At 64.7% G+C, this 18,680-nt stretch carries 16 protein-coding genes; 7 read left to right on the top strand and 9 right to left on the bottom strand.

The annotated features are described in order from the left end of the window. Positions 1–109 precede the first annotated feature (109 nt). From BRA471DRAFT_RS11130 to BRA471DRAFT_RS11115, 4 genes are all read right to left on the bottom strand, one after another. Positions 110–1,618 carry a glycosyltransferase family 39 protein gene (locus tag BRA471DRAFT_RS11130; protein ID WP_007607138.1) on the bottom strand — a complete coding sequence of 503 codons (1,509 nt, stop codon included), beginning with the start codon at positions 1,616–1,618 and terminating at the stop codon, positions 110–112. Between the two features lie 98 nt (positions 1,619–1,716). Further along, on the bottom strand, positions 1,717–2,574 hold the full coding sequence (locus BRA471DRAFT_RS11125) for a ribonuclease HII (RefSeq protein WP_035974874.1): 858 nt from the start codon (positions 2,572–2,574) through the stop codon (positions 1,717–1,719). A 77-nt stretch (positions 2,575–2,651) separates the two neighbouring features. Beyond that, positions 2,652–3,107 carry a VOC family protein gene (locus tag BRA471DRAFT_RS11120; protein ID WP_007607134.1) on the bottom strand — a complete coding sequence of 152 codons (456 nt, stop codon included), beginning with the start codon at positions 3,105–3,107 and terminating at the stop codon, positions 2,652–2,654. Between the two features lie 24 nt (positions 3,108–3,131). After that, entirely contained in the window at positions 3,132–4,295 is a 1,164-nt protein-coding gene (locus tag BRA471DRAFT_RS11115; RefSeq protein WP_007607120.1) for a PA0069 family radical SAM protein, read from the bottom strand. A gap of 210 nt (positions 4,296–4,505) precedes the next feature. Between BRA471DRAFT_RS11115 and BRA471DRAFT_RS11110 the strand changes: the two genes are divergently transcribed. Next, entirely contained in the window at positions 4,506–6,920 is a 2,415-nt protein-coding gene (locus BRA471DRAFT_RS11110; RefSeq protein WP_007607118.1) for a phosphoketolase, read from the top strand. 8 nt (positions 6,921–6,928) lie between these two features. Continuing rightward, the gene (locus BRA471DRAFT_RS11105; RefSeq protein WP_035973852.1) at positions 6,929–8,110 is read left to right on the top strand and encodes an acetate/propionate family kinase; all 1,182 of its coding nucleotides are present in this window, start codon (positions 6,929–6,931) and stop codon (positions 8,108–8,110) included. Positions 8,111–8,336: 226 nt separating this feature from the next. Here BRA471DRAFT_RS11105 and BRA471DRAFT_RS11100 read toward each other — a convergent pair whose 3' ends face one another. Further along, complete coding sequence (locus tag BRA471DRAFT_RS11100) at positions 8,337–9,176, bottom strand: RMD1 family protein (protein ID WP_035973851.1); 840 nt, start codon at positions 9,174–9,176, stop codon at positions 8,337–8,339. A 329-nt stretch (positions 9,177–9,505) separates the two neighbouring features. Between BRA471DRAFT_RS11100 and BRA471DRAFT_RS11095 the strand changes: the two genes are divergently transcribed. Then, the gene (locus BRA471DRAFT_RS11095) at positions 9,506–10,081 is read left to right on the top strand and encodes a hypothetical protein (protein ID WP_007607113.1); all 576 of its coding nucleotides are present in this window, start codon (positions 9,506–9,508) and stop codon (positions 10,079–10,081) included. Between the two features lie 62 nt (positions 10,082–10,143). Beyond that, positions 10,144–11,070: a helix-turn-helix domain-containing GNAT family N-acetyltransferase gene (locus tag BRA471DRAFT_RS11090; protein WP_007607111.1), complete on the top strand. Its 927-nt coding sequence runs from the start codon at positions 10,144–10,146 to the stop codon at positions 11,068–11,070. A gap of 237 nt (positions 11,071–11,307) precedes the next feature. On the opposite strand, the gene moaB is transcribed toward BRA471DRAFT_RS11090, so the two are convergent. Beyond that, a complete protein-coding gene (gene moaB / locus BRA471DRAFT_RS11085) occupies positions 11,308–11,871 on the bottom strand; it encodes a molybdenum cofactor biosynthesis protein B (protein ID WP_007607110.1) in 564 nt (187 codons plus the stop codon). Positions 11,872–12,006: 135 nt separating this feature from the next. Then, entirely contained in the window at positions 12,007–12,942 is a 936-nt protein-coding gene (locus BRA471DRAFT_RS11080; RefSeq protein WP_007607108.1) for a neutral zinc metallopeptidase, read from the bottom strand. Positions 12,943–13,347: 405 nt separating this feature from the next. On the opposite strand from BRA471DRAFT_RS11080, the gene BRA471DRAFT_RS11075 reads away from it, so the two are divergent. The 3 genes from BRA471DRAFT_RS11075 (at position 13,348) to BRA471DRAFT_RS11065 (ending at position 15,741) form a co-directional block, all read left to right on the top strand. Beyond that, positions 13,348–14,478 carry a site-specific DNA-methyltransferase gene (locus tag BRA471DRAFT_RS11075; protein ID WP_007607106.1) on the top strand — a complete coding sequence of 377 codons (1,131 nt, stop codon included), beginning with the start codon at positions 13,348–13,350 and terminating at the stop codon, positions 14,476–14,478. Between the two features lie 117 nt (positions 14,479–14,595). Then, the gene (locus BRA471DRAFT_RS11070; RefSeq protein WP_007607104.1) at positions 14,596–14,922 is read left to right on the top strand and encodes a hypothetical protein; all 327 of its coding nucleotides are present in this window, start codon (positions 14,596–14,598) and stop codon (positions 14,920–14,922) included. A gap of 132 nt (positions 14,923–15,054) precedes the next feature. Beyond that, positions 15,055–15,741, top strand: coding sequence for a glutathione S-transferase family protein (locus tag BRA471DRAFT_RS11065; RefSeq protein ID WP_007607102.1), 687 nt, complete (start codon positions 15,055–15,057; stop codon positions 15,739–15,741). A 58-nt stretch (positions 15,742–15,799) separates the two neighbouring features. Here the strand turns inward: BRA471DRAFT_RS11065 and BRA471DRAFT_RS11060 are convergent, their stop codons facing one another. Both BRA471DRAFT_RS11060 and BRA471DRAFT_RS11055 read right to left on the bottom strand, forming a co-directional pair. Further along, the gene (locus BRA471DRAFT_RS11060) at positions 15,800–17,809 is read right to left on the bottom strand and encodes a methyl-accepting chemotaxis protein (protein WP_007607100.1); all 2,010 of its coding nucleotides are present in this window, start codon (positions 17,807–17,809) and stop codon (positions 15,800–15,802) included. Between the two features lie 338 nt (positions 17,810–18,147). Continuing rightward, positions 18,148–18,591 (bottom strand): nuclear transport factor 2 family protein, encoded by a 444-nt coding sequence (locus BRA471DRAFT_RS11055; RefSeq protein WP_007607098.1) that lies wholly within the window; start codon positions 18,589–18,591, stop codon positions 18,148–18,150. Positions 18,592–18,680: the final 89 nt, after the last annotated feature.

The following is an 18,680-nucleotide window of genomic DNA, read 5'->3' as shown; positions in this document are numbered from 1 at the left end:
ACACCTAACCGTTTCTTCCTAGCGCAGCGAAGCAATCCAGAATCTTGCCGCGGAGGGACTCTGGATTGCTTCGTCGCTTCGCTCCTCGCAATGACGATGGAAAGAAGGACTACGTCCCCTTCGGCCGCACGATGGCCCAGCCGATACGCAGGAGTTGCTGGCGTCCAGTCACCAGCCATTCGAAGGCGCGCGGAACTTCCGGGACGATGCCGGGAAAGCGCGCGAGAATGTCTGGCGGCGGGGTGCCGGCGGTATCGGAGGCGCGCCAGACCACGACGCCGCCGGTCTCGCTGAACTTGGCCTGATTGATCCACGGCGTACGCGCAGGCTCGGCATCGATGAAGAGATGCGGCCGGCCGGAATGCAGCGTGATCAAGCTCGCAAGCTGGGTCTCGCCGGCGACCGCGCGCAGGCGATGATTGGTGCGGCGGGCAAAGCTCTCGTCGAAGAAGTCCGAAATCGCGCGCGCCGGCATCGACGTCGCGATCTCATTGGCACCGGTCCACGGTAGGAGCAGGACGGCGAGCACGACGCCGATTGCGGGCGCGATGACGGCGGCCGCCCAGACCATCCGCAGCATCCTCGCGCGGCGCATCGCGATGAGATCGCCGGCCCCCACGACCACGGCAAGTCCCGACAACACCAGCACGACGCCGGCGCCGCCGACGACGGCGTCGAGGCCCAGCAGACCCGAGATCAGCACCGCGCCGAGCGCCGGCGCCAGCGCGAAGAAATAGACGAAATTGCGCGCGAGCGGCTCGACCGGCGGGCGGTAGATGATCGGCGCCTCCTCGCTCTTGGGAACGAACAGGCCGGTGTTGAGGACGGTCAGCGCCGGGATCGCCGCCGCACCGAACAGGAGCCCCCCGAGCAGCCAGGCCGCGTGCAGCGCGCGGGCATTGAGCTGGGCCACCTCAGGCAAGGCCGGCAGGACGAGCACCTCTGCGCGCATCAGCCAGACGGCATAGGGCAACGCCAGCACGGCGACGACCACCAGCGCAAACAGCGGGTCGAATGCGCGCAACGTGCGGCGGCCGTCCGCGGTTGCGAGCGCGAAGACGACGATCAGCAGCAGCAGGAAGATCGCAGCCGGGGTCGTCAGCAGCAAGAGGCCGGCCTCGATCGACCAGGCGAACCAGGCGTTGCCGCGGCGCTGCCCGATGATCTGCCAGGAATGCAGCAGCAGCAGCGCCCAGAGCGGCCGCGCCAGCACTAGGGGGCCGAAGTCGAGTGCGGGCGAGGAGAAGGCCAGCAGTGTCATGGTCAGCAGCACGGCCAGCACTGCCTGCTGGGGGCCGACCACCGCGCGGGACAGGTGATAGAGCGTGATCAGCGTCGCGATCCCGCAGAGCTCGGCCAGCACGTAGACGCCGAACACGTGACCGCCGGCGGCGCGATAGGCGATGTCGGCGAGCCAGACCGGCAAGGGCGGGCCGAGATCGGTCCCGACCTGGTATTCGCGGCCGAAGGCCAGCAGCGTCGCGAGGCTGCCGGGCGGGCTGCGATAAAACACCAGCGCCACGAACAGCCACATCGCCGCCTGGAGCAGCACGGCGATCCAGACGATCAGCCGCGGCCGCGCGCGAATGAGCTCGATGACCAGGGAGGTAAACCGCATGCAACGTCCGAAAGATGCAGCCAACCCGTGCAGCCGGCCCTATTCGCTCACGACTATTTTGATAGAGGGCGCGGCGCGTCGTGGCAACCGAGTCTCGTCTAGAGATTTGCCGACGCGTCGACTTCCAGGCTCGTGTCCACCTGCAGCTCGATCTCGGTCACTGCAAACAGGTCCTGTGCCGGCTCGACCGTCCAGGGCATGTGCTTGGCACGGGCGGCAGCGACGGGAGCGAAAAAGCTGCGGTGGTGGACGGTGGGGCCGAGGCGGTTGAGCGCCTCGAGATGCTCGGGAACGGCGTAGCCCTTGTGCTGCTCGAAACCGTAGCCGGGACAGTCCTGAGCCAGCGCGCACATCAGGCGGTCCCGCGTTACCTTGGCAACGATCGAGGCCGCTGCGATCGACAGGACGATGCCGTCGCCGCCGATCACGGCCTCGCAATCGCATGCCGTGTCGAGCCGGTCGCGGCCGTCGACGAAGACGTGCCGGGGCTGCTCGGGCAGCGCCACCACGGCGCGCTTCAGCGCCCATAGCGAGGCGCGCAGGATGTTGTCGCGGTCGATGCGGGCGCGCGAGGCGACGGCCACCGAGACCTGGGCGGTGGCGCAGATCTTGTCGAACAGCCTTTCGCGCTCCTCGGCCGTCAGTCGCTTGGAATCGTCGATGCCGCGCGGGATGCGGTCGGGATCGAGAATCACCGCCGCCGCCACCACAGGACCGGCCAGCGGCCCGCGGCCGGCCTCATCGCAGCCCGCCACCGGCCAGACGCCGCGCTTGATCAGCGCGCGCTCGCGACGGAAGCTCGGGGCGACCATGATGGCGCCCTTGGCGCCGGCCAGCGCCTTGACGATTTTATTGGGCGCAGCCCTCCCGTTCTTAGGCGCAGCCTTCCCGTTCTTGGGCGCAGCCTTCTTGGGCGCGCCTTTGGCCGGCTTCTTGGCGGATTGATCCCGAATCATGGCCGGGATCGTGCGCAAGCGGCATGGCCTGCGCAACCGGGAACCTCGGACAATTCCCGTTATTCAAGTCAGCTGCCCTATTCCGCCAGATGCACCCGCCGGTCCTCGCCGACTTCAATGCCGGGCGCGACCACGACTTCCCAGGGATGGCCGTCAGGATCGGCGAAATAGCCGGAATAGCCGCCGTAGTCGGTCTCATGCGCGGCCTTCAGCAGCGCGGCTCCCTTGGCGACGGCGAACGCCAGCACCGCATCCACCTCCTCACGCGCGCGACAGTTCCAAGCGAGCGTCATGCCGCCAAACGTCGATGGCCTCGGATGATCAGGCAATTTGGCGTCGACCGCGAGCTGATCCCAGGGAAACAGCGCGAGCACCGGACCGCCGGTGTCATAGAACGCCACGGCCTCGCCGGTCACCTTGAGCCGGCGCGAGAAACCAAGCGCGTCGTAAAAGGCAATACTGGTGCGGATGTCGTTCACGCCCAGCGTGATGACGGTAAGTCGCGGGATTGGAGCCGGCAGTTCCTGACTCATGCGACGCCTCTCTCACTTCGTCCCTCAGAACAGGCTGAGCTGATCGCCGTTCCGCTTTGGCTTGGCAAAATGATCCGTCGTCAGCTTGGAGCGCCGCTTGTTCAGCCCGAGCCTGTCGCAGGCGATCTCGAAGCGGCGTCCGATGGTCCAGGCCATCGGGCCGGTGCCCTTCATGCGCTCGCCCCATTTCGGGTCGTAGTCACGGCCGCCGCGCATGTCGCGGATCAGCGTGAAGACGTGACGATAGCGGTCCGGATAGTTCGCCATCAGCCATTCCCGAAAGAGATCGCGCACCTCGAGCGGCAATCGCAGCAATACATAGGAGGCCTCCTTGGCGCCGGCATGGGCGGCGGCATCCAGGATGCGCTCGATCTCGGAATCGTTCAGCGCGGGGATGACGGGCGCGACCATGACGGTGGTCGGAATGCCGGCCTCGGAAAGCTGCTTCAGCGCCTCCAGCCGCTTCGACGGAGTGGACGCCCGCGGCTCCATGGTGCGCGCCAGTTTCGGATCGAGCGAGGTCACGGAGATCCCGACCTTGGCGAGATTGCGCTTGGCCATGCGCGCAAGAATGTCGATATCGCGGGTCACCAGCGCCGACTTGGTGACGATCCCGACGGGATGGCCGGCGCGCTCCAGCACCTCCAGAATGCCGCGCATGATTTTGCGCTCGCGCTCGATCGGCTGATAGGGATCGGTGTTGGTGCCGATCGCGATCATCCGCGGCTCGTAGCCCGGCGCCGCAAGCTCTTTCTCGAGCAGCGCCGGCGCCTCGGGCTTCACGAACAGCTTCGACTCGAAGTCGAGCCCCGGTGACAGGCCGAGATAGGCATGCGTCGGCCGCGCGAAGCAATAGACGCAGCCGTGCTCGCAGCCGCGGTAGGGATTGATCGAGCGATCGAAGCCGATGTCGGGAGATTCGTTGCGGGTGATCACCTTGCGCGAGGTGTCGATCCCGACCGTGGTCTTGAACGGAGGCAGTTCTTCAAGGCTCTGCCAGCCATCGTCGAATGTGACGCGCGCCTCGGCCTCAAACCGGCCGCTGGCGTTGGACTGCGCGCCCCGGCCTCGCCTGCGCTGGCGGTCGATGGCGACCGCCAGCTCAGGGAAGTCAGAAGGCGCACCCGCCGGCTCGGAGGGCGCCGTGACCGGCGGGTGCTTGAGAGCATGAGAGGATGCTGGACTCATGAACACAAGATAGCACGCCAAAGGAACAAATCAAGAACGCAAACAAAAAACGTGAAAACAACCCCATGCACAGTAGATCTGCCCAAACTTCGCGCGCCCGCTTTTGACCTCACGCAACAGTGCCGTCACGGCGATCCCGTTTGATGCTGCCGAGGATCGATCTCGCCGGAACTCGGTTGGTGACGATCCCGGGTGAAGGTCGGCAGGAACATGACAAATCAACAACAATTGGCCGCAGCGAGCAGCGACCTCGATCTGCTCGATCGCTATTGGCGCGCCGCGAACTATCTCTCCGTCGGGCAGATCTACCTTCTCGACAACCCGCTGCTGCGCGAGCCGTTGCGGCCCGAGCACATCAAGCCGCGTTTGCTCGGCCATTGGGGTACGACGCCCGGTTTGAATTTCATTTATGCCCATCTCAACCGCGTCATCCGCGCGCTGGACCTGAGCGTGATCTATGTCTGCGGTCCCGGCCACGGCGGTCCCGGCATGGTCGCCAACACCTATCTCGAAGGCAGCTACAGCGAGATCTATCCCGATATCGCGCGCGATACCGAGGGCTTGCGCAAGCTGTTCAGGCAATTCTCCTTCCCCGGCGGCATCCCGAGTCACGCGGCGCCGGAAACGCCGGGCTCGATCCACGAAGGCGGCGAGCTCGGTTACGCGCTGGTGCATGCCTATGGCGCGGCCTTCGACAATCCCGACCTGATCGTCGCCTGTGTCGTCGGCGACGGCGAGGCCGAGACCGGCCCGCTCGCGGCGTCCTGGCACTCCAACAAGTTCCTCAATCCCGCGCATGACGGCGCGGTGCTGCCGATCCTGCATCTCAACGGATACAAGATTGCCAATCCGACCGTGCTCGGGCGGATGCGCGACGACGAGATCCGCGATCTCTTCCGCGGGCTCGGCCACGAGCCGCTGTTCGTCGAGGGCGACGATCCCAAATTGATGCACCGGACCATGGCAGACGCGCTCGACGTCGCGCTCGTCAGCATCCGGTCGATCCAGCAGCACGCCCGCGACGGCCGCAAGAGCGTCGAACGCCCGCGCTGGCCGATGATCGTGCTGCGCAGCCCGAAGGGCTGGACCGGCCCCAAGGAAGTCGACGGCAAGAAGGTGGAGGGATTTTGGCGTGCGCATCAGGTACCTGTCGCGAACTGTCGCGAGAACCCGGCGCATCTGAAGATTCTCGAAGACTGGATGCGCAGCTACGAGCCGGAAAGGCTGTTCGACGCGAACGGCGCGCTCGTTGCCGAGCTGCAGGCGCTCGCGCCCGAAGGCCATCGCCGCATGGGCGCCAATCCGCACGCCAATGGCGGCCTTCTGAAGAAGGAGCTGAAGCTGCCGGACTTCTGCAGCTTCGCCGTCGAGGTCCCTCAGCCGGGCGGCGTCGTGGCGGAGGCAACCCGCGAGCTCGGCAAATTCCTGCGCGACGTCATCCGCCTCAACGCCGGGGCCCGCAACTTCCGCATCATGGGCCCGGACGAGACCGCGTCAAACCGGCTCGATGCGGTGTTCGAGGCCACCGAACGCGTCTGGATGGAGCCGACAGAACCTTACGACGTGCACCTCGCCCAGGATGGACGCGTGATGGAAGTCCTGAGCGAGCACCTCTGCCAGGGCTGGCTGGAGGGCTACCTGCTCACGGGCCGGCACGGCTTCTTCTCCTGCTACGAGGCGTTCATCCACATCGTGGATTCCATGTTCAACCAGCACGCCAAATGGCTGAAGGTGACGCGGCATCTGCCGTGGCGGCGCCCGATTGCCTCGCTCAACTATCTGCTGACGTCGCATGTCTGGCGTCAGGACCACAACGGTTTCAGCCATCAGGATCCCGGTTTCGTTGATCTCGTCGCCAACAAGAAAGCGGACATCGTCCGCATCTACTTCCCGCCAGACGCCAACACGCTGCTGTGGATCGCCGACCACTGCCTGCGGACGTACAATCGCATCAACGTGATCGTCGCCGGCAAGCAGCCGGCGCCGCAATGGCTGTCGATGCAGGAGGCAGCCACGCATTGCGACGCCGGCATCGGCATCTGGAGCTGGGCCGGCACGGAAGATGCGAATGGCGAGCCCGATGTCGTGATGGCCTGCGCCGGCGACGTGCCGACACTGGAAACGCTCGCCGCCGTCGACCTGCTGCGCAAGGCGCTGCCCGAGCTCAAGATCCGCGTCGTCAACATCGTCGACCTCATGACGCTGCAACCCAGGGAGCAGCACCCGCACGGCTTGTCGGACCGCGACTTCGACGGCCTGTTCACGCGCGACAAGCCGGTGATCTTCGCCTATCACGGCTATCCCTATCTGATCCACCGGCTGACCTATAACCGCACCAACCACGCCGGCATGCACGTCCGCGGCTTTGCCGAGGAAGGCACCACGACGACGCCGTTCGACATGGTCGTGCTCAACGAGCTCGACCGCTATCACCTCGCGATCGAGGTGATCGAGCGCGTGCAGGGGCTCGCGACCAGGGCGGCGCAGGTGAAGCAGCAATTCCGTGACAAGCTGATCGAGCATTCGCGTTATGTACGCGAATACGGCGAGGACATGCCGGAAATCCAGGAATGGGTCTGGCAGAACAGCGCCGGCGGCAACACGCCGGCAGAGGCAGGCGACTGACAGCAGCCATGTTGAACATGGTTCTCGTTCTCAACTCGGGATCGTCGAGCATCAAATTCGGCCTGTTCGAAATCTCGGCGGCCGAGCCCACCCTGCTCTGCAAGGGCCTGCTCGACGAGCACGAGACGAAGCCGCGGCTCGTCGTGAAGAGCCCCGCGGGCGAAGACCTGTTCGAGAAACGGAGGGAAGCATCGGATGCGGCCAGCGATCATCTGTTCGCCGACGTGCTCGGCTTGATCGAGGATCGCTTCGGCGACCATCGCTTGCGCGCCGTCGGCCATCGGGTCGTCCATGGCGGTCCGGATTATTCCGCTCCGGTCGAGCTGACGGAGGATGTCACCGCAAAGCTGGAGGCGTTGACGCCGCTGGCGCCGCTGCACCAGCCACGCTGCCTGGCTCCGGTCCGCACTATCACGGCGATAAGGCCCGACCTGACGCAGCTCGCCTGCTTCGACACCGCTTTCCATCACGGCATTGCGCCGCCCGCCAGCCGCTTCGCCATTCCGCGACGTTATGAAGAGCGCGGCATCCGGCGCTACGGATTTCACGGCCTCTCGTTCGAATATGTCGCGGGACGGCTCGCCCGAATCGCGCCGCAGCTCGTGGCGAAGCGCACTGTGATCGCGCATCTCGGCAACGGCGCGAGCCTGTGCGGCTTGCGCGACGGCCGCAGCATCGACACCACGATGGGACTGACGCCGCTCGACGGGCTGGTGATGGGCACGCGCTGCGGCAGGATCGACCCGGGCGTGCTGCTCTATCTGCAACAGCACGAGAAGATGTCGGTCGAAGATGTCCAGCACCTGCTCTATCACGAATCCGGCCTGCTCGGCGTCTCCCGCATCGCTTCGGACATGCGCACGCTGCTTGCAAGCAGCGAAGCTGCGGCGCGGGAGGCGGTCGAGCTCTTCACCTTCCGCGCCGCGCAGGAGGTGGCGGCGATGGCGACAACGCTTGCCGGGCTGGACTGCCTGGTCTTCACCGGCGGCATCGGCGAGCATGCCAGCGAAATCCGCAGCGCGATCGGTGAGCGTCTCGACTGGCTCGGCGTGCGCATCGATGCCGCGGCGAATGATGCGGCGCGCGAGCGTATCAACGGGGGCGATAGCGCAGTCGATGTCTTTGTCATTCCAACGAATGAGGAACTGATGATCGCACGACATTGTGCGGCGGTGCTGCGAACGATTTGAGCACGATGGCAATCTTACTTCCCTTCTCCCCTTGCGGGAGAAGGTGGCGCGAAGTGCCGGATGAGGGGTTTTGTCGTCGCTCACGTATGCATGTGAGTATGCGGAGACATACCCCTCACCCTGTGAGTTTGTGTCTCCTCGCGGTGCTGCCCTCTCCCGCAAGGGGCGAGGGCGCAGTCACGAGCATCTCAACTGCAGGGTAAATTGATCCAGTGGCCCGCGCATTCTAATGCGTCCCCGACCAAATCTGGAAACACCCGATCGCGACCTCGATCACGATCAGCACCACCACCGCGATTTCGAGCCGGAGCGAGCGCTGGGTATCGATGATGTCGGTGAGCGCGTTGGCGGTCGCGGACACGGCGGTGAGCTTGCGCTCGAGCGTGTCCAGGCGCTCCTTCAGTTCGTACTCGTCTTCAAGGCGGGCATAGAGCCGGTCGAGTTCGGGTTTCTCCCAGAGCACGTCGGGTTTCTCGGCCACCGCAACACGACCGGCGACGCGCTGCTGGACGAGAAGCGCATTGCCGATCAGTTGCAAGATGCCCTTGCGCCGGGGCGGCGTGCGGCCCTGCTCGGCGAGCTTGCGCGCAAATGGCTCGATCACGTCGAAGACCGCGGCGACGCGGCGCTCGTCACGTGCGAGCGAGGTGCTCTTGGCCAGCGCGTCCGCGATCAGCAGCAGCCGGTCGTCGGAGAATTTGGCGAGGCAGATCGGGCCGCCCGGCTGGATAGCCTCGGCGCTTTCGTCCTTGCAGAGTTGCGCATGTGCGATCTCCTCCTCGTAGGGGCTGAACTCGCCGATCACGCGGGTCTTCAGGCTGTCGATCAGCACCTTCTCCTCCGAAGGGAGGAGACCGATCAGCACCACGACGCCGTAGCGGAAGATGACCGCAAGGCCGGCATGGACGCGGAAGGCGGCCGGCGTCGAGGAGACTGTCGCGCCCATTTCGAGTCCGGAGGGATTGATGCGTTCACCCAGCATCAGGGCGCGGATCCGCAAGGTCGGCGCGCCGTCCGGCCTGGGAGATGTTGCGGGCGAGTTAACAGCAAGTTGATCGGCGTTCATTCGAAGCCTCTTCAGCAGCACCATTGCACGGTTTTCCCGTTCTCGCGCTCGTCCGCTATCGCATCCTCCTCTTGCAAGGTTGCGAACGGCCGGCGCGCCGCGCAATGTTGCGGCTCATCTCCGGACTAATACGGACAGGACAGGCTTGGGGCGACACATTGGCAATATCGCGGCCCCGTACGCGACATATTTGGATGAGAGAGCCGCAGCGGTTTACCATCGTATACCGAAGCGCGGCCGGAAAGTTGCACTCGGCAGCGCCACATGTTTTATGACGCCCTCATAATGAGCTACGCTTCTCCCGAAGTGTGGACAGTGAAGCTTCAATCATGCTGAGCGTCATCATTCCGACCGAAGGCGTCGAGCAGACGGCGGTCGCAACTCTGGCCGCGCTGGTACCCGGTGCTGCCGCAGGCATCATCCGGGAAGTGCTCCTGGTCGACGGCACCCGCAATGGCGTCATCGAGCGCGTTGCCGACGTCGCGGGCTGCCGATTCATCGGCTTCGAGGGATCAACGCAAGGCGCCGCGCTTGCCGCCGGCGCACTCCAGGCCCGTTCGTCTTGGCTGATGTTCCTCCCTGCGGGCGCCGTTCTGGAAACCGGGTGGATCGAGGAAACCACCCAGTTCATCCAGTCGGTCTCGACCAGCGGCCGGGATCGTGCGGCCGTCTTCCGCTATGCCCGCTCGCCCTACGCCGATGCCGGCTTCCGCGATATCCTCCGGGCCCTGATGCGCAAGCTCGTCGGTCCCTTCGGCGATCAGGGACTTTTGATCGCGCGTGATCACTACGACCGCATCGGCGGCTACCCGCCCCAAGCCCGCCGCTCCGAGGCGCGGCTGCTCCGGCGGCTCGGCCGCTCGTCGCGGATCATGCTGCGCAGCCGGATCGTCATGGTCGGCTGAGGCACCTCGATACTTGCCAAAGTCAAATAAGTATTTGACAATGGCAAATATCGAGGTGACCCATGTCGTTCAATCCTACCGACGACCACATCGCAGCGGTCCGCGCCTTCAACCGCTTCTACACCCGCAAGCTTGGCGTGCTCGACCAGCACCTCGGAAAAAGCCCGTTCTCGCTCAGCGAGGCCCGCGTACTCTACGAGCTCGCGCAACGGGATGACCTTGCCGCAAAGGAGATCGGCAACGAGCTTGGCCTCGATCCCGGCTATCTCAGCCGGATCGTGCAAAGCTTCGACGAAAAGGGCCTGATCACCCGCAGGCCCCTGCCCGTGGATCGCAGGCAATACCAGCTCAGCCTCACCGCCAAGGGGCGCCAGACCTTTGCCAAGCTGAACCTGGGCTCGCAAAATGAGGTCGCCGCAATGCTGGCTCAGCTTTCGGCCAGCGATGCAACGCGGCTCACGCAGGCTATGGCGACCATCGAGGCTGTGCTGGAGCGTCGAAGCCAGCCCGCGGCTTTCATGCTGCGCAGCCATCGCGTTGGCGACATGGGCTGGGTCATCTCCCGGCAGGCCGCCGCCTATGCGGCCGACTACAACTGGGATATCAGCTACGAGGCCCTGGTCGCCGAGATCTGCGCACAGTTCATCAAGAATTATGACGCCGCGCGCGAGCACTGCTGGATTGCGGAAGTGGGCGGCGAGCCGGTCGGCTCGATCTTTCTGGTCAAGGCCACGGACGAGATCGCCAAGCTGCGCCTGTTGCAGGTGGAAAAGAAAGCGCGGGGATTCGGTGTCGGCCGCGCGCTGGTCGACCAATGCATCCAGGGCGCACGCGAGAGGGGCTACGGCAAGATGACGCTGTGGACGCAGAGCATCCTGGTCGCCGCACGCGGCATCTATCAAAGTGCAGGCTTCAAGCTCGTGAAGACCGAGCCGCATCACAGCTTCGGGCAGGATCTGATTGGGGAAACGTGGGAGCGGGATCTCTGATGCTGCAACAGCGGGCGAGATGCGCATGAATGTGCCCTCGCCCCCTGCGGGAGAGGGCAGCGACGCTGCTAGACATAAGCTCACTTGGGTGAGGGGTCGACTTCGGCACATTCCGTGCCGATAGATACCCCTCATCCGGCGCCATAGCCGAAGCTTCGCTTCGGCGTTCTTTAAGAACGGCGGCCCAAGGCCGCCTATGCCACCTTCCCCCGCAAGGGGGGAAGGGGAAGCAAGCGCTCACACCGTCGCGCCCTGGGCCTTCGGCCGGCGCAGGTGCTCGTCCAGCCGTGGCATGATCTCGACGAAATTGCAGGGCCGCGTGCGGTAGTCGAGCTGGGCTTTGAGGATGCCGTCCCAGCCGTCGCGGCAGGCACCGGGCGAACCTGGGAGGCAGAAGATGTAGGTTGCGCCCGCGACGCCGGCGGTGGCGCGGCTCTGGATCGTCGACGTGCCGATCTTGGCATGGCTCAGCATGTGGAATGCGATCGAGAAACCGTCCATGCGCTTCTCGAACAAGGGCTCGATCGCCTCCGGCGTGACGTCGCGCCCCGTGAAGCCGGTGCCGCCGGTGGTGATGACGACGTCGACGCCCGCGTCCGCAATCCAGCGGCGGATGACGGTGCGGATCGCCTCGACGTCGTCGGTGACGATCTCGCGCGCGGCGAGATGATGGCCGGCCGCAAGGAGACCGTCGGCGAGCGTCTGGCCGGATTTATCATCCGCCAGCGCGCGCGTGTCAGACACGGTGAGCACCGCGATGTTGAGCGGGACGAACTGTTTTGCTTCGTCGATGGAGGTCATTGCAACACACCTTCTTCACAGACCACTGACGTCATCCTGAGGTGCGCGCACTTGCGCGCCTCGAAGGATGCGCCACGGGCTCGCCATCCTTCGAAGCTCGCCAATCGGCGAGCACCTCAGGATGACGGATAACCCCTACTGTCCGCCACCAAACGTGTTGCAGGCCTGGACGGTGCCCTGCTGGTAGCCGGTCATGAACCACTGTTTGCGTTGCGCCGCCGAGCCGTGGGTGAAGGAATCCGGCACGACCCGGCCAGTCGACTGGCGCTGCAGCGTGTCGTCGCCGATCGCGCTCGCCGTGGTGAGTGCGGCGTCGATGTCGCCCGGCTCCAGGAAGTTCGGCCGCTTCTTCGCCTCGCGATTGACCCAGACACCGGACAGGCAGTCGGCCTGCAATTCGACCTTCACCTGGAGCGCATTCGATTCCGCCTTGCTGCCGGCCTGCTGCTGCAGCCGCGTCACGCGCGGAATGATGCCGAGCAGGTTCTGGATGTGATGGCCGGCCTCGTGGGCGATGATGTAGGCGGTGGTGAAGTTACAGGCGGACTTGCCGGAGCAGCCGCGAAAACGCGTCTCGACCTCGCGGAAGAAACCGGTGTCGAGAAAGATCGTCTTGTCGGGCGGACAATAGAACGGTCCCATCGCCGACTCCGCCCGGCCGCAGCGCCCGCCATTGGTGACGTTGCGGAACAGCACGACTTTCGGACCGGTAAAGGACTGGCCCGAGGCCTGGAAGATCTCGCTCCAGCGATCGTCGATCTCGCCGAGGATGCCGGAGATCATGCTGCCCATCTCGTCGGTCGGCGCGCCGCGCTTGGCGTTGGAGGACGATTGGCGATCGCTCTGGTAGGACGGCGCCTGGCCGCCACCGGTGAGGATCTCGGCGCCGCCGATCAGGATGCGCGGATCGATGCCGAAGGCGTAGCCGACCAGGCCGAGCACGATGATGGTGCCGATCCCGAGCCCGCCGCCGCCCATGGGGAGGCCGAACCCGCCTCCTCCACCGCCGCCGCCACCATCGTCGCGACGATCCTCGATGTCGTCGCTGCGGCGGAAATCATCGTAGCGCATGGCGGCTTCCCTCGGTCCTGGCTCAACTCGGCGCAAGAGCGCGAAAGCTCAACGCGCCACATACCTAAAATTTCCATTGCGTTAATCAATATCCCGCTCGGCAATTATTGCCTAGTGCGGCAGCATGGCAATGCCAGCAATTTTTTCCGGGCATCGAGCAATTTTTTCCGAGAGGAATTTCGATTCTTTTTGCGCTCCGATCACAGCCGCAACGCGAAGAAACACGAAATACACTGCAAAACATGGAGAATGCGCGGAGCGAACCGCGTGCAAGGTGCGACGTGAGGGCTGCTCACGAAAGCGGCGGGTTAAGTCGATTTTTACTTTGCCGCTTCAATGTAACGGTCAGTCGGTTGTTTGGTCCCGCGTCGCCGACAGCGTCGCCTGAGTCAGAGTTCTTGAGTCATGGTAGAGTCGCGTCGCGGGGCGTCTGCAAGGGCGCCCCGCACAAATTTTGAGTCTCCTTCGCACAGCATCGTCCTTGGCGATTGCGTCGCCGAGATGTCGAAGCTTCAGGCTGGTTCGGTCGACCTAGTGTTCGCCGATCCACCCTACAATCTTCAGCTCAAGGGCGATCTCAAGCGCCCCGACGAATCCCATGTCGACGCGGTCGACGACGATTGGGACAAGTTCGATTCGTTCTCCGCCTACGATGATTTCACCCGCGCCTGGCTGCTTGCCGCCCGCCGCGCGATGAAGCCGTCGGCGACGATCTGGGTGATCGGCTCCTATCACAACATCTTCCGCGTCGGCGCGATCATGCAGGACCTCGGCTTCTGGCTCCTGAACGACATCGTCTGGCGCAAGACCAATCCGATGCCGAATTTCCGCGGCCGCCGCTTCACCAACGCGCACGAGACCATGATCTGGGCCGCGCGCGACGAAAAGGCCAAGGGCTACACCTTCAACTACGAAGCCTTGAAGGCCGCCAACGAGGACGTGCAGGCACGGTCCGACTGGCTGATCCCGCTCTGCACCGGCGAGGAGCGCCTCAAGGGCGCCGACGGCAAGAAAGTGCACCCGACGCAGAAGCCGGAAGGCCTGCTCGCGCGCGTGCTGCTGTCGTCCTCCAAACCCGGCGACCTCGTGATCGATCCCTTCAACGGCACCGGCACCACCGGCGCGGTCGCAAAGCGCCTCGGCCGCTCCTATATCGGCTTCGAGCGCGACAAGACCTATGCGAAAGCGGCACAAGCGCGCATCGCCGCGGTCGAGCCGTTGCCGGAGGCAAGCCTCGCCCCGTTCATGACGGCGCGCGAGGCGCCGCGGGTTGCGTTCTCGGAATTGATCGAGCGTGGCATGATCATGCCCGGCACCAAGCTGTTCGACGCCAAGAAGAAGCTCGGCGCGCTGGTCCGCGCCGACGGGGCCATCATGTTCGGCGACAAGGTCGGCTCCATCCACCGCATGGGCGCGGTGGCGCAAGGCGCGCAAGCCTGCAACGGATGGACCTTCTGGCACATCGAGACCAAGAAGGGTCTCAAGCTGATCGACGAGCTCCGCGCCGAGATTCGCGCCGGCATGGCGGCGGGGTAGCCGCCCTGTCATTTCAGACGCGCCTCCTGGCGCGACCCCGGAATGACGAGACTGGTTGAACACAGCGGCCGGCGGGACTAGATTGACCGCCTACGCCCCGTCTTGACCGGTCGAGCCATGCGACGACAGTCCGAGACATTGCTGCTGGTGCCGCTGCTGCCGATCTTCCTGGTCGGCATGTTTCCGATGTTCCTGATCGCGCTGCTGGGATTTTTCGGCCTCGCCTTGTTCGGCGTGCTCGTCGTCTGTGTCGGGCTCGCCAGCAGCAACGAGGCCCATGACAGCTTCAATCACGACGTCATCGTTCACGGCTACGCGCGCGGATCGGAGCGCGCGGCGCGGGCCTCCGACATGCATATCGCCACCCGGCTCGGGCTGCGCCTGGAGCTCGTGGGCGCGGCCATGGTCATTACGGCGGCGATCGGCCTTTGTTACGCCGGCTGATCTGCGTGACGCGCAGATACCGCCCGGCAAACTCGCCGGTTGCCCTCCCCGATAAGGTTCAGGCAAGACAAGGCCGCTTGCGGACATGTTGCTGCCTCCACTTTCAGCCAACAAACACAGGGGAGATGCCCGATGCTCAAATTCTATTTCAACGGTTCGCCGAACCCGACCAAGGTCGCGCTTTATCTCGAAGAGGCCGGCCTGCCCTTCGAGCCGGTGAAGATCGACACCCGCAAGGGGGAGCAGTTCACGCCGGACTATCTGAAGATCAATCCGAACGGAAAGGTGCCGGCGATCGACGACAACGGCACCATCGTGTTCGATTCCAACGCCATCCTGCTGTATCTTGCCGAGAAGACCGGCAAATTCCTGCCCGCCGGCAATGTTCGCGGCGAGATGCTGTCATGGCTGATGTTCGTCGCCACCGGCGTTGGGCCGTATTCGGGTCAGGCCGTGCACTTCAAGCACTTTGCGCCGAAAGACCAGAACCACGACTACGCGCATAACCGCTACCAGTTCGAGACCGATCGCCATTACAGGATTCTCGACGGTCACCTCGAAGGCCGTCGCTACATGGTCGGCGACAGCTATTCGATCGTCGACATGGCGCTGTGGGGTTGGGCCCGGATGGTGCCGTTCAAGCTTGGCGACGACGCCTTCGCGCGATATCCGAACGTGAAGCGGCTGGTGGACGAGATCTCGGCGCGGCCCGCGGCGGCGCGCGCGATCGCGCTGAAGGACAAGTTCACCTTCAAGGCGGAGATGGACGACGAGGCCCGCAGCAACATGTTCAGGCACATGACGACGAAAGTCGCCTGACGGCGTCAGGTCACAACGCAAGGCCACGCGCATGCGCGTGGCCTTTTGCTTTCGAGGCTCAGGCGGCGTGGACCGAGCTCAGGAAGTTGGCGACTTCCTGCTTCAGGCGGTGGCTGTCGGCCGACAGCGAGCGTGCCGCCGAGAGCACCTGCGAGGAGGCCGAGCCGGTCTCGGACGCCCCGCGCTGCACGTCGCCGATGTTGGACGACACAAGCTGCGTTCCCTGGGCGGCCTGCTGCACGTTGCGGGAGATCTCCTGCGTCGCCGCACCCTGCTCCTCCACGGCAGCGGCGACCGTCGACGAGATCTCCGACAGCCGCTCGATGGTGCCGCTGATCTCCCTGATCGAGCCGACCGACTCCTCCGTCGCAGCCTGGATACCCGAGACCTGCTGGGCGATCTCACCGGTGGCCCGCGCGGTCTGCTCGGCGAGCGCCTTGACCTCCGAGGCCACCACGGCAAAGCCGCGGCCGGCTTCACCCGCGCGCGCCGCCTCGATGGTGGCGTTCAGCGCCAGGAGGTTGGTCTGGCCGGCGATGGTGCTGATCAACTCGACCACGTCGCCGATGCGGGCAGCAGCCTTGGAGAGCTCGCTGACGCGCGCGTTGGTCTTGCTCACCTGACCGACGGCTTCGCCCGCGATGCGCGCCGATTCCTGCACCTGGCGCGCGATCTCCGTCACCGAGGAGGACAGCTCCTCGGTCGCGGAGGCGACCGCCTGCACATTGGCCGAGGCTTCCTGGGAGGCGGATTGCACTTCGGTGGAGAGATCCTGAGCGCGCCTCGCGGTCGCGGTCAGGGTGCCGGCCGAGCCCTCGAGCTCGTGCGATGCCGAGGATACGGTGTCGACGATCTCGCCCACCGCCTGCTCGAACTGGCTGGCGAGCCGGGCCATGTCGGCCTTGCGGCTCTCGGCCTGCCGGGCCTCGGTTGCGGTCTGCTCATGGCGCAGCCTTTCGGTGTCAATCATGTTGGTCTTGAAGACGTCGATCGCCTTGGCCATGTCGCCGATCTCGTCGGCTTTGCCGCGCGAGGGTATCTCGACGGCCAGATTGCCCCCGGCAAGCAACCCCATTGCGCGCGTCATCGAGGTCAGCGGCCCCACGATGCTGCGGGCGGTCAGGAAGGCGACGATCAGTCCGAACAGGACGGCGAGGCCGCCCGCGATACCCTGTAGCGACGTCGTGCCGTCGATCACAACATCGGCCGCGGTGCGCGAATCCTTGTAATCCGTCTTCAAGGCGGTTTCCGCGACCTTGAGCTTGGCGATGCTCGCGGAGATGAGCGGTGCGAGATCCTTGTGGTAGATCTCGTCGGACCGCAGCATCGCGGCGGAGGTCGTTTCGAACGCGGATTTGTAGATGCCGAGGGCGGTCTTCACAGGCGTCAGAGACGAGCGAAGGTCCGCCGCCTGCGGGCTCCTTTCGACGGCCGCCAGGCGCTGCACCGCCCTGTCGACATTGGTTCTGAAGGCGGTGGGCCCGTTGGTGTCGCGCAGGGCGAGGAAGCGCCAGTTCGCGATTCGAACCAGCAGGACCCGGGACTCGAGGTCCGCGACGAGCGACACCGTGTCGTCGTCGGCGGCGGCGCGGGCCACATCGACCAGCTTGGCCATCTTGACGGTCAGCTCTTCGCCACTCGGCAACAGCGTCGCCTTGCCGGTCCGCGCCTCGTTGACGGCGTCGCCGAGACTGTCACGCAGGCTTTTCATTTTGGCGATGTCGGCGATCAGATCGTTGTAGAGCTTCCGCCGCTCCTCCGAGAGGGTGCCTTTTGCTCCGAGTTGCAACAGCCCGGTCGCCGCGGTCTCTCGCTCGGCAGCCTCCCGCATCGCAGGCTCGTTGGCGTCGTAAATGTAGCGCAGATTGGCCCGCTGGATGGCCTGAAGATGGGTCGATATTTCCAGGACGCGCGCCGTGCTGTCCGACAATTTGGAGAGTTTTGCGACCTGATCCTGGACGGACCGCAAATTCCAGATGGCCACCACCGCCATCACAAGACCAACCGCCACCAAGGCCATGAAACCTGCGTACAGGCGTCCCCTGATCCGCAAACGAAAACTCGGCATTCCCACTGTCCACCCAGATGCATGTCAATTCGAGCGGCCGGCCTAATCCGGCGATCGTCACCGGCCACCCTGGCAGCCGCGCGTCGCGTTGTTCGCGACCCACGCTGCACCGCGACACAATGGGGGACACTCGTTAATTGAACCTTCAAATTGTTCGCGCGCGCACGCGTCAGATGGCACAACATCTGCTGATTTTATCGGCAGGTGAACAAGGTTTTGGCGCTAAGCCCGCAGCGCCATGCAGGCCGCTGCAGCTTGTCCGGCCAGCGCCACCGACACGACCATCGCCGGCCGCGGCGGACGGCACCGGTCGACGGACGCGACCTCGCTCGATCCGCTCAGCTCGCGGCCCTCACGAGCGTTTGCGGAAACGGACCGAGGGCCTTCTCGGTCAGCACCGAGTCGCAATATTCCCGGATCTCCTTGATCTTGCCGTCCTCGAGACGAAACACGAGACAATAGTCGTTATCGTAGCGCACGCCTTCTGGCGTGACGTTGTCGCCCTTCGCTTCGACGACGACGACATCGCCGTCGGCAATGAAGCGATGGGCGACCGTCCGCGTCCGATCGACAAGGCGGGTCCGCACATAGCCGTGCAGATCGTTGAGGATCGCATGTTTGCCCGAAAACGTGCGCGACCAGGAGTACTGGCCGGTCACGATCCATTTGGCGTCGTCGGCAAGACTTTCGGTGAACAAGGCGCGGTCGCGCACAGCCGGATCGGGACTGGCGGCGGCTGCAAAGATATCCTGCATCAGCTTCTTGTTGGCGCTCGCGTTCATGGCGGCATCTCCCTTGGTGAGAACATCGAGATCATCGCCGCCGGCTCTAAATTCTTCAAATCGATAGTGGGTATGATATCTATTCGCCT

It is taken from the genome of Bradyrhizobium sp. WSM471 (assembly GCF_000244915.1).
Lineage (GTDB): Bacteria > Pseudomonadota > Alphaproteobacteria > Rhizobiales > Xanthobacteraceae > Bradyrhizobium.
The sequence above is the reverse complement of the archived record's forward strand: the minus strand, read 5'-3'. Positions and strand labels throughout refer to the sequence as shown.